This is a genomic window from Streptomyces sp. NPDC091209 (assembly GCF_044757755.1).
In the GTDB taxonomy this organism is placed as follows: domain Bacteria; phylum Actinomycetota; class Actinomycetes; order Streptomycetales; family Streptomycetaceae; genus Streptomyces.
The window spans coordinates 412,371-423,324 of sequence record NZ_JBIVVR010000006.1 but is presented as its reverse complement, the minus strand read 5'-3'; the positions used below and the strand labels follow the sequence as shown (position 1 = coordinate 423,324).

The following is a 10,954-nucleotide window of genomic DNA, read 5'->3' as shown; positions in this document are numbered from 1 at the left end:
GCCGAGACCGCCGACGCGACGGACGCCAAGCCCGTACGCCGACGCACCCGCAAGGCCGTCGCCGACACCGACATCCCGGCCCAGGCCACCGACGAGGCCGAGCCCAAGCCCGTGCGGCGCCGGACCCGCAAGGCCGTCGCCACGGAGCCCACGGAGAGCTGATCTCCCGTCCGATGGCCCGGTCCCCCTTCCTGGGGGGCCGGGCCATCGGCGTTTTCCCAGTCCCGCCTTGCCGATCCGCCCCGCCGATCCGCTCTGCCGCTCCCCCTGCCGATCCGGCCCGATCCGCGCTTGCCGGTCAGGCCCCGGTCACCGGGAGCCGAATTCCGCGGCCGGTGCGGCTGCCGGCCGGTGGCGGGCTTCACCCGGTGCCCGCCCCGGAGCGCCCCTCCCGCCGAGCGGCTGTCACATTCGCCCGATAGCCTCCTCCGCATGAGCAGGCCCTATACGTTCGTTCCGCCCGCAGGTGTCCGCGCCTACCGGCTGTCCACCGCGCGCGGCGAGTTCGCCGTGCTCGACGCCGTGCCGGACGGACAGCCCAAGGGAACCGCCTTGCTGCTGCCGGGGTTCACCGGGAGCAAGGAGGACTTCATCGCACTGCACGCGCCGTTGGCTGCGGCGGGGTACCGGACGGTGGCCGTGGACGGGCGCGGACAGTTCGAGACCGAAGGGCCGCGGGACGACGAATCGGCTTACGCGCAGCACGAGTTGGCGCAGGACGTGCTCGCACAGGCCGCCGCCGTCGGGGCTCCCGTGCACCTCGTGGGCCACTCGCTCGGCGGCCAGATCGCCCGCGCCGCCGTACTGGTCGACCCGTCGCCGTTCGTCTCACTGACGCTCATGGCTTCCGGCCCCGCCCAGATCTCCACGCCTCAGCAGCAGCGCGTCAAGCTGTTGCGGGACGCGCTGGCCGTGATGAGCATGGCCGACGTCTGGGAGGCGATCCGGGCGATGGAGTCACCCGAGGAGACCGACACGGGCGGGCTGGACGCGGGGCTCGACGACCTCGCCGACCTGCGCCGCCGCTGGCTCGGCAACAGTCCCGCCCAGCTCGTCGCCACGGGCCGCCAGCTCTGCACAGAGCCCGACCGCGTCGGCGAACTGGCCGCAGTCCCCCTCCCGAAGCACGTGATATCCGGCGAGCGCGACGACACCTGGCCGGTCTCCCTGCTGGACACGATGGCCGTACACCTGGACGCGCACCGCACGGTCGTGGAGGGGGCGGAGCACTCGCCGAACGCCGACCAGCCTCTGGAGACCGCCCACGCCCTGGCCGGTTTCTGGGACGGTACGGGCCCGCACGCCTAGTACCGCGCCTGCTAGTACCGCGCCTCAGTACTGCGCCTGCAAGTGCTCCCAGAAGCCGTCCCGGAGAGCTCGGCGCAGGTCCGACTGTCCGCGCAGGGAGTACTGGAGCAGGCCCTCGGCCTCGACCAGCAGGTCCTGGTCGACCGATCCGGGCAGGTACGGGTGCCCGGGCAGCAGCTCGACCAGGGATTCACGGCCCCGGGCGGCCAGCCACTTGGCGGCGATCTGGGCGCCCACGAAGCGCACGTCCTCCCGGGTGGGCCGGACCGCCGCCGTCGGGTCGTACGACTGGGCGGTCCGCCTGGCCACGTACGGCTTGAAGAAGTCGAGGTCGAGGGTGCGCTGACTGTCGACCTCCCAGAGCAGCGGCTCGGCCTGGTTGCGGCCCTCGGGCGCCTCGATGCCCCAGAGGTGGACCCGGGCGCCGTAGCCCTGCGCCGCCTCGACCGCGGAGACGAGGTCCTCGTCTCCGCCGAGCAGCGCCGCGTCACTGATGGCGCGGTGCCGGGCGAGGGACTCCAGGTCCGACCTGATGAGCGAATCGACGCCCTTTTGCTGGTTGTTGGCGTTCAGGTTGCCCAACCGGACCTTCACGTCCGGGAGTTCGGCGATGGCCTGCTGCTCCGCGGTGTGGATGCGGCGTCGCGCGCCGTCGTACCAGTAGACGCGCAGCAGCCGGCTGTCCGCGAAGATCGTGCGGGCCCGGTCGATGAGCGCCTCGATGAGGCCCTCGGTGTCCAGGTCGAACGAACGGCGGTCCTCCGTGCCGGCGACGAGCCGTCCGGCCGCCGCGTACAGATATCCGGCGTCCACGAAGATCGCGTGGGTGGAGGGGGTCTTCGCGACCTCGGCGAGCATGCGCTGGAGCAGCTCGTTCGTACGGTCTATGCGGGCGGCGAGCGCCGCGTGGTCGTCGTTCATCAAGGCCATTGTCCCGGCGGTCACGCTGCGAACACAACTGGCGTCGTTCAGTCTCCGCCACCCGGCCTACCCGCCGGTAATTAGGTTCTCGAAAAATTTCCTTAGCGTAGGGAATGTTTGTAACACGCATCCCGTTGACTCCCTACGTGAGCGAGGCTACTGGTGCCTCGCTCCACCCACACAAGTAGTTCTCCTCAGGAGGATGACCAGACGAAGGGAGAAGCCCATGCGCTTCGAAATCATGCGACTCGACGATGTCGACGGCACGCCCGTGGACAGCACTGTCGTAGACGCCGCCTCCGTCAACCGGATCGTTCAGCAGGCCGCCGCCATCGGGCAGCGACTGTGGATCCGCCCGGCCGGTACGACCGCTTCATAACACGACGATCATCCGCTTCGCCGTACGAGGACGCACCGAACGCGCCTCGTAGGACCGGAACGCGTAGCGGACCGCAGACGCTTCTCAGACTTCAGAGCCCCGCACGGCGAGGATGCCGTGCGGGGCTCTGCGTGTCCGGACGAAGCGGGGGCCTGTCCTGGACCGCCGCTGAATCGGCGCCCGGGGAACGCCGTCAGCTCCCCTTGATCACCTGCGTGACGCCGTTGATGATCTGCTGCACCGCGATGGCGGAGAGCATCATGCCCGCGAGCCGGGTCACCAGCACCACGCCACCGTCCTTGATCACGCGGATGATCAGCAGCGAGTAGCGCATCACGATCCACAGCACGACATGGATCGCGAGGATCGCGGACCACAGCGAGACCTGTGTGGCGACCGTGTCGGCCTTCTGCACCGCGAGGATCACGGACACGATCGCGCCCGGCCCGGCGAGCAGCGGCATCCCCAGGGGGACGAGGGCGACGTTGACGTCCTTGGTCTGCTTCGGCTCGTCGGTCTTGCCGGTCAGCAGGTCGAGGGCGATGAGCAGGAGCAGCAGGCCGCCCGCGATCATCAGCGCGGGCACGGAGACGTGCAGGTAGTCCAGGATCTGGTGCCCGAGGAGCCCGAAGGTGGTGATGACTCCACCGGCGACGCAGACCGCCTGGAAGGCCATCCGCCGCTGCACCCGGGCGGGGCGGCCGGCGGTGAGCGCCAGGAAGATCGGGGTGATCCCGGGGGGATCCATGATGACGAAGAGGGTGACGAAGAGGGAGCCGAAGACGGCGACGTCGAACATGGTGAAGAGAAGCCTTGCGAGGTGGTGGGAGAGGGTGGGCGGGTCTTCCGGCCACCGTTTCGGGCAGTCGTTCCGCGGGGCGGAACAGGGCGGCACGACCGGCGGTGCCGGGTGCCTGGGGACGAGCCGGTGAACACGGTGCCGGCGGACGTGGGGCGGGGCGTACGGCCCGGATGCCCGTCCCGGATGCACGTCCCGGATGGAGTGCGGGTCCGTGCTTGCGGTCGGGCGGGCGCGGCCCGGAAGGCTCCCGGGCCCGGCGGCGATCCGGCCGTACGACCGGACCGGGCGCCGGCACGAGCGGCGTACCGACCGGTGGGGCCAGGGTCCTACCCCGCCGACCCGGTTCGTACGGCCTCAGGTACGGGCCTGGTGACACAGGCCCGCCCTCACCAGCACAGGCACCAGCACCGGCACGTCGCAGCCGCAGCCGCAGCCGCAGCAAGCCATGGGATCAGGCGGGGACAGGCAGCGACCTGACCGGACCGGCCCGGGACGGAACCTCCGGGGAGATTCAGGCTCCGCCCGCGCCCGGTACCGGGAACGCCCCGGTGGCGCGGCGGGTGATCTCCCCGTAGACCTCGGGGTCGGTCGTGAACTCCCCGAGCACACAGGTCTTGCGGCTGCCGTGATAGTCGGACGAGCCCGTGGTCAGCAGCCCCAGCTCAGCGGCGAGACCGCGCAGCCGCGCCCGGGTGGCCGGTTCGTGGTCCATGTGGTCGACCTCGATACCGTCGAGCCCGGCGCCGGCGAGCTCCGCGATCACCGACTCCGGCACGGTCCGGCCCCGCTTGGCGGCGGCGGGGTGCGCGAAGACGGTGACGCCTCCGGCCCCCTTGACCAGCCGGATCGCCTCGAAGGGGTCGGTCTCGTGCTTGGGGACGTAGGCGCGGCCCCCGTCGGCCAGCCACTGCTCGGTGAAGGCGTCGGAGACGCTGCCGACGACGCCCAGCTCGACCAGCGCGGAGGCGACGTGCGGGCGCCCGACCGATCCGTCGCCCGCGATGCGCGCCACCTGTTCCCAGGTGATCGGCACGCCGAGTTCCCGGAGCCTGGCGATCATGCTCTGGGCGCGCGGCACCCGGTCGTCGCGCACGAGTTCGCGCTCGGCGAGCAGTGCGGGCTCCTCGGGGTCGAAGAGGTAGGCCAGCATGTGCATGCTGATGCCGTCGATCCGGCAGGAGAGTTCGGCGCCGGTGACGAGGGTGAGCCCCTCGGGCAGTGCGGCGATGGCCTCGGCGTACCCGCGCGTGGTGTCGTGGTCGGTCAGAGCGACGACGTCCAGACCGGCGGCGGCAGCGTTGCCCACCAGCTCGGCCGGGGTGTCCGTACCGTCGGACGCGGTGGAGTGGGCGTGCAGATCGATGCGCACTACGCGAACTCCAGGCGGTGACGGAACGGGCGGGAACGCTCAAGGATAACGGGAACCCGTACCCCCCTTGTCACACCCGCACCGACCGAGCACCCCCTACCGAGCCTGCCGAACCCGCGACACCCGGTCCCCGAGGGAACGGCTCCGCGGAGCGCTGCCGCGGACCGCTCGGAACACTGCCGCAGACCGCTCTGAACGCTGCCGCGGACCTGCGGTTCCACCGCGGGCCGGCAGTTCCGCCGCGGGCCTGCGGTTCCACCGCGGACCGGCGGTTCCGCCGTGGGCTACGGCTCCAGGATGCGCGGGGACAACGCGCCGCACGGCAGCAGGTCCACCTCCGCGCCGGCGTCCCGCAGATCCGTCAGGACCAGTTCGTCGTACATCAGCAGTCCGGTCTGCTCGGGCCAGACGACGGCCCACAGCCACAGCCCGCGCGCCTCGCCCGCGAACACGGCGCGGTCGTCGGGGGAGCTGGAGACATGCCAGAGCGGGGTGGGCCGGCCCGCAGCGAGGACCTTCGCCTGAGGCGGCTTCTCGACGCTCATGTACGGGCCGGGATCGGGCCCGTCCATGCCCGCGTAGCGCGCGCCGAGGCCGACACCCAGTTCCTCGGCGACCAGGATCAGCTCACCCATGCCGCCGAGCGGTCCGGGCCCCGAGCAGGCGATGGCGGTGGCCCTGCCTCCGCTGCGGTCGTCCCCCGCGAACGCCGCCCCGGTGAACAGCCAGCCGACCGGCAGCGGCCACGGCATCCACACCGGCACACGCGAGCGGTGCACGACCACACCGAGGGCCTCGACGCTGGGCGGGATCACGGGCTGCAGCGGATGCACCGTGCCGTGCACATCGCACTGCCAGGAATCGGCAAAGAGGCCGGGAGCCCTGACCCGGCCACCACACTTCGGGCAACTGGGTTCGCCCCTCATAGGGCCCAACGGTCCTCCCCGTCCTTCGCCGCGTCAAGGACGATCACCCGTCCGCCGTGTGCCTGCCACGTCAAAAACTACGTGCATCTTGCACTAATTAGCTCACCTAACTTATTGTGTGTATAAGACAACGATCCAGTCGGCACACAGTGGAGGAGCGGGCATGAACAACAGCACGGAAGGCCCCGCGGAGGGGGACACCTTCGACGCCGGGGCGGGCAGCATCCTGCGACAGCCGAGGGCCGTCTGGGCGACCGCCGGAGCGTCGGTCGTCGCCTTCATGGGCATCGGGCTCGTCGACCCGATCCTGCCGTCCATCGCCCGGGGACTCGACGCCACGCCCGGCCAGGTGTCCCTGCTCTTCACCTCGTACTTCCTGATCACCGCCGTCGCGATGCTGCTGACCGGGTTCGTCTCCAGCCGGATCGGCGGCCGCAGGACCCTGCTGCTCGGCCTCGCGCTCGTCGTGGTCTTCGCCGGACTCGCCGGCACGTCGGGATCGGTCGGCGAACTCGTCGGCTTCCGGGCCGGCTGGGGACTCGGCAACGCGCTGTTCGTCTCCACCGCCCTCGCGGTCATCGTCGGCGCGGCGGCCGGCGGCAGCGCGTCGGCGATCCTGCTGTACGAGTCCGCGCTCGGCCTCGGCATGGCCTGCGGGCCGCTGCTGGGAGCCCTGCTCGGCAACGCGAGCTGGCGCTACCCGTTCTTCGGCACCGCGTTCCTGATGGCGGTCGGCTTCCTGTGCATCACGGCGTTCCTGAAGGAACAGCCGAAGCCCGCGCGTAAGACCTCACTGCTCGACCCGCTGCGCGCCCTCGGCCACGGCGGCCTCGCCTCCGCCGCGACGTCCGCGTTCTTCTACAACTACACGTTCTTCACCGTGCTGGCCTTCACCCCGTTCGTGCTGAACATGACGCCGTACAGATCCGGCGCGGTGTTCTTCTGCTGGGGCCTGCTGCTCGCGGTCTTCTCGGTGATCGTGGCGCCCCGGATGCAGGCGCGGTTCGGCTCGCTGAAGGTGCTGGGCGGATCCCTGGTACTGCTCGCCGCCGACGTGCTCGTCCTCGGGTACGGCGACCACACGACCGCCGTCGTCTGCACGATCCTGTCCGGCGCCTTCATCGGCGTGAACAACACCGTCTACACGGAGCTGGCCCTCGGGGTCTCCGACGCACCGCGCCCGGTGGCGAGCGCCGGCTACAACTTCGTGCGCTGGTTCGCGGCCGCGGCGGCGCCGTACTTCGCCCCGAAGATCGAGGAGTGGAGCGACATCCACGTCCCGTTCGCCGTGGCCGCGGTCACCGCGCTGCTGGGCGCGGCGGTGGTCTACGTACGACGTGACGCGCTCACCAGGGAGGCCGAGGAACTGGAGCCGGCCCACGCCACCGCGGACAGTGTCACGGTCTTCGCCAACTGACCGGTGAAGAGCCAGAATCGACGTACCGTCACATGCCGCCCCACGCGGTGCCGTCGGGCCCCTGCGGGCCGGTCAGTCCAGGGGAACGGACCTGCGCAGCGGATCGCGCAGGTCCGTTCCGCCGTTCAGCCAGCGTTCCTGGAGGGCGCCCGCGCCGTGAACGCGCTTCCAGGCGGCCTCGTTGGGCGTCATCGGGAGCAGCGGCAGGAAGCGCACGGGCTCGGCTGGCTCGTCCAGTTCCAGGTCCTCGACCAGACCACCGGGCTCCGCGACCAGGACGGAGGTGAACGGCGCGCCGGGCCACAGGGGTTCACCCACGTCGAGCGAGGCGCCGGAGGCCACGACCAGACCCTCCACCTGGGGAGAGGCGGCGAGCACGGCCAGCGGGCGGAGCACCTTGTCGGTGTCGGCGCCGGCGGGCCGGACCGAGAGGATCAACTCGGCGCGCGGCCCCTTCACCGGATCGGCGAGCACGGCGGTGGGGTCCGCCATCGGCTGGGCGGACATGCCGAGCGTCGCGTAGCGGACGATGTCGCCCTCGGTGAAACGCAGTACCTCGATGCGGTCGGTGCCCAGGAAGGTGACCGCGGCCCGTGCGTCGGGTTCGCCCAGCGCGGAGCGCAAACGGGCCTCGACCAGAGGAAGAACATCAGCCATGAGCCGAGCATAGGCCGCGTCAATTGCGCCATGACGCACCGGACCCCGGTCAACAACGCGCAAAGCGGGGCCTTGACGTATCGGTGCGCTGATAGTCTTGGCCGCTGGTCGGAGCAGTGCATGACTGAAGGCCCCACCAGGCCCTCATGGCACCGCGGGAGTTGGTCCCGGGCTCCGGCGCACTGAGACTGATCTGACTCCCCTTCGGAGGGAGACAGACTCCCCTTCGGGGGATGGATCGTCCCTCACGGGGGACCGACCGGAGGAGGTGGGGCTGCAATGGACCGAAGTCGACCGTGCAGTACCACCCGCTCTTCCGGTCGCTGAGTCCGTAGCTGTTCCGCTGGGTTGTTCGACCCTGCCGGCTGCCGCCTCCCGCAAATCGTGTGCATACGTGTCAGCGTTGCCCGGTGCACCACGGAAGAGCGCTTCGTTTCCGCCTGATCTGTCCGATCTGAACCCCTGATCTGTCCGATCTGAATCAGTAGCGAAGCTGCCACCGCGACGGTGCGGTGCTCCCCGCTTTGTGGACGTGCCAAACATCCGCAGTCAGGACGTCCCCATTCCGGGTAGTTCCAACCGTCGCCGGCCGCCTCCGTTGCGAAAAGGAGCCTGCCATGTCGATGATCCGTGACCTGCGCGCCGCGGTCCGCCCCCGCCCCCCGATGCGCAAGGACAGTGGCTCGTACGACACCACCCGTGACCCCGGAACCCCGTCGGCCGTGGTCGACTGCGCCGTCTACCGCGACGGTGCCCGCGTCGCGACGCGCTCGCCGCTCTCGCCGCAGGAGGCGATGCGTCAGGTGCGCCGCGACGGCGGCTTCGTGTGGATCGGTCTGCACGAGCCCACGGAGGACGAATTCGCCGGTATCGCCCGGGAGTTCGGGCTGCACCCGCTGGCCGTGGAGGACGCCGTCCAGGCCCACCAGCGCCCCAAGCTGGAGCGCTACGACGACTCCCTCTTCACCGTCTTCAAGACCATCCACTACGTCGAGCACGACCGGCTGACGGCGACCAGCGAGATCGTCGAGACCGGCGAGGTCATGTGCTTCACCGGACGGGACTTCTTCATCACCGTCCGGCACGGCGGACAGGGCTCCCTGCGCGCGCTGCGGCACCGGCTGCAGGACGACCCCGAGCTGCTCTCCAAGGGCCCCTCCGCGGTGCTGCACGCGATCGCCGACCATGTCGTCGACGGCTACATGGCGGTCGTGGACGCCGTGCAGGACGACATCGACGAGGTCGAGACCGAGGTGTTCTCGCCCGGCCGCAAGGGCACCCCGCGCGGCACGGACGCCGGGCAGATCTACCAGCTCAAGCGCGAGGTGCTGGAGTTCAAGCGGGCGGTGTCGCCGCTGCTGCGCCCGATGCAGCTGCTGAGCGAGCGCCCGATGCGGCTGATCGACCCCGACATCCAGAAGTACTTCCGCGATGTCGCCGACCACCTCGCCCGCGTGCAGGAGCAGGTCCTCGGCTTCGACGAACTGCTCAACTCGATCCTCCAGGCCAACCTCGCGCAGGCCTCCGTGGCGCAGAACGAGGACATGCGCAAGATCACCTCGTGGGCCGCGATCGTCGCCGTACCGACGATGGTCTGCGGTGTGTACGGCATGAACTTCACGTACATGCCCGAGCTGCACTGGCGCTACGGCTACCCGGTGATCATGGGTGTCACGGTCGGGCTCTGTCTCGGCATCCACCGCATCCTGAAGCGCAACGGCTGGCTGTAGTACGGGCTGGATAGTCTTGGACCCATGACGCAAGAGCTGCTCGACCAGGCCCTCGTCGAGGAGGCCACCAAGAAGTCCGGGCTGATCTGGGTACGCGGCATCGATGTGCCGACGCCGCCCGGTCCGGACCACGAGGTGCCCGCCCAGGCGCTGTGGCACGTGTGGCACGACGGCGCGGCCTGCCTGGTCGGCGACGGGCCCGGCGAGCAGCCGCTGCCGGGGCTGGTCGACGGCGGCGCGGCGCTCGTCACCGTACGCAGCAAGGACAAGGGCGGACGGCTCGTCTCCTGGTCCGCCGGCGTCGTGGAGCTCGCCGAGAACACCCCGGAGTGGGAGGCGGCCGTCGGGGAGCTCAAGGGCAAGCGGCTGAACGCCCCGGACGGCGAGGCCATGACGGAGCGCTGGGCCCGCACCTGCCGGGTGCTGCGTCTGGAACCGACGGGCGCGACCGCCGAGCTGCCCGAGGGTTCGCTCGCCGAACGGCCGCTGCCGACCCCGGCGACGACCCGCCGGCCGATCCCGGCGGCGCTGCCCCGGCTGCTGATGAAGAGGCGCAAGCGCGCCTAGAACCCTGTCCAGCCGGTCGGAGCCCGTGCGGGGTCACGACGAGGGCAGCTGCCGGCCGTAGTCGACCGTGTCCTTCTTGGCCGGCTCCGTCAGCGGGAAGTCCTTGCCCCAGTCGGTCAGCCGGAGGGTGCCGGCGTTGCCCGCGCGCCCCAGCAGGAGCGGGTACGGGGTGCCCTGCAGGGAGACGTCCAGGGTGCCGCCCGAGCCCTTGTCGCCGGTGATGCGGATGGTGCGGACGCCGGACTGGTCGTGGTGACCGTCCTTGGCGAGGGCGCCGTGCAGACCGAGCAGCCCGTCGAGCAGGACGTCCTTGTCGGTGAAGCCGCTGAAGCGCTTGTACGCGGGGTCGCCGGTCGGCACCTTCACGTACATGCCCTCCAGCTTGTCCGCCGCCGCGGTGTCCCCCGGCTTGCCGTCGTTCTTGCCGTCCTGATGGGCCCAGAACCCGGCGTCGGCCTTGAGGAAGAGGTGCTCACCGACCCGCAGCAGCCGGAAGCTCGCCCCCTTCGAGGTGACCGAGCCGGTGCCCCCGTCCGACTTGAGGCGCATGTCGAGGGTGAACGTGGTCCCGTTGGAGACGACGGTCCCGGAGAGCCGTACGGTCGGCGCGGTCGCGGCCGCCTTCTTCGTCCTCGCCTGGATGGTGGCGGCGGACAGCTTGCCGACCCCGTTCGTACCCGCGTCCGGATCCCCGCTGCCGCACCCCGTCAGCGCCGTCCCTGTCACGGCCAGTGCGCACATCGCGGCCACCGTCACGGCTCTGCGGGTACGGCCCTGGGGAATTGCGGTCACAGGTGGGGCTGCCTCTCACGAGCGGTCCTCAAACGGCGTACGGCAGCGTACCGGTGCGGCACCCGCCGGGCGGAGGCGGTCCGTCC

General features: G+C 70.7%; 11 protein-coding genes. 5 read left to right on the top strand and 6 right to left on the bottom strand.

The window, feature by feature from the left end:
• Positions 1–432 precede the first annotated feature (432 nt).
• Positions 433–1,308: an alpha/beta fold hydrolase gene (locus ACIQRL_RS20155; protein WP_401333014.1), complete on the top strand. Its 876-nt coding sequence runs from the start codon at positions 433–435 to the stop codon at positions 1,306–1,308.
• Positions 1,309–1,332: 24 nt separating this feature from the next.
• On the opposite strand, the gene ACIQRL_RS20150 is transcribed toward ACIQRL_RS20155, so the two are convergent.
• A complete protein-coding gene (locus tag ACIQRL_RS20150) occupies positions 1,333–2,229 on the bottom strand; it encodes an NYN domain-containing protein (protein WP_401333012.1) in 897 nt (298 codons plus the stop codon).
• 226 nt (positions 2,230–2,455) lie between these two features.
• Here ACIQRL_RS20150 and ACIQRL_RS20145 point away from each other — a divergent pair, with 226 nt between their 5' ends.
• Positions 2,456–2,608, top strand: coding sequence for a hypothetical protein (locus tag ACIQRL_RS20145; protein ID WP_189920017.1), 153 nt, complete (start codon positions 2,456–2,458; stop codon positions 2,606–2,608).
• Positions 2,609–2,801: 193 nt separating this feature from the next.
• Here ACIQRL_RS20145 and ACIQRL_RS20140 read toward each other — a convergent pair whose 3' ends face one another.
• The 3 genes from ACIQRL_RS20140 to ACIQRL_RS20130 form a co-directional block, all read right to left on the bottom strand.
• Positions 2,802–3,407, bottom strand: coding sequence for a MarC family protein (locus ACIQRL_RS20140; RefSeq protein ID WP_401333010.1), 606 nt, complete (start codon positions 3,405–3,407; stop codon positions 2,802–2,804).
• A gap of 514 nt (positions 3,408–3,921) precedes the next feature.
• Positions 3,922–4,779: a PHP domain-containing protein gene (locus ACIQRL_RS20135; protein WP_401333008.1), complete on the bottom strand. Its 858-nt coding sequence runs from the start codon at positions 4,777–4,779 to the stop codon at positions 3,922–3,924.
• A 284-nt stretch (positions 4,780–5,063) separates the two neighbouring features.
• Positions 5,064–5,705, bottom strand: coding sequence for a DUF6758 family protein (locus ACIQRL_RS20130; protein ID WP_401333007.1), 642 nt, complete (start codon positions 5,703–5,705; stop codon positions 5,064–5,066).
• A 163-nt stretch (positions 5,706–5,868) separates the two neighbouring features.
• Between ACIQRL_RS20130 and ACIQRL_RS20125 the strand changes: the two genes are divergently transcribed.
• Positions 5,869–7,122: an MFS transporter gene (locus ACIQRL_RS20125; protein WP_401333005.1), complete on the top strand. Its 1,254-nt coding sequence runs from the start codon at positions 5,869–5,871 to the stop codon at positions 7,120–7,122.
• A gap of 72 nt (positions 7,123–7,194) precedes the next feature.
• On the opposite strand, the gene ACIQRL_RS20120 is transcribed toward ACIQRL_RS20125, so the two are convergent.
• The gene (locus ACIQRL_RS20120) at positions 7,195–7,779 is read right to left on the bottom strand and encodes a suppressor of fused domain protein (protein ID WP_401333003.1); all 585 of its coding nucleotides are present in this window, start codon (positions 7,777–7,779) and stop codon (positions 7,195–7,197) included.
• Between the two features lie 617 nt (positions 7,780–8,396).
• On the opposite strand from ACIQRL_RS20120, the gene ACIQRL_RS20115 reads away from it, so the two are divergent.
• Positions 8,397–9,509 (top strand): magnesium and cobalt transport protein CorA, encoded by a 1,113-nt coding sequence (locus tag ACIQRL_RS20115; RefSeq protein ID WP_401333001.1) that lies wholly within the window; start codon positions 8,397–8,399, stop codon positions 9,507–9,509.
• A 24-nt stretch (positions 9,510–9,533) separates the two neighbouring features.
• Positions 9,534–10,076, top strand: a complete 543-nt coding sequence (locus tag ACIQRL_RS20110) for a hypothetical protein (protein ID WP_401332999.1) — start codon at positions 9,534–9,536, stop codon at positions 10,074–10,076.
• A gap of 33 nt (positions 10,077–10,109) precedes the next feature.
• Here the strand turns inward: ACIQRL_RS20110 and ACIQRL_RS20105 are convergent, their stop codons facing one another.
• Entirely contained in the window at positions 10,110–10,868 is a 759-nt protein-coding gene (locus ACIQRL_RS20105; protein ID WP_401332997.1) for a hypothetical protein, read from the bottom strand.
• Between the last annotated feature and the right edge of the window lie 86 nt (positions 10,869–10,954).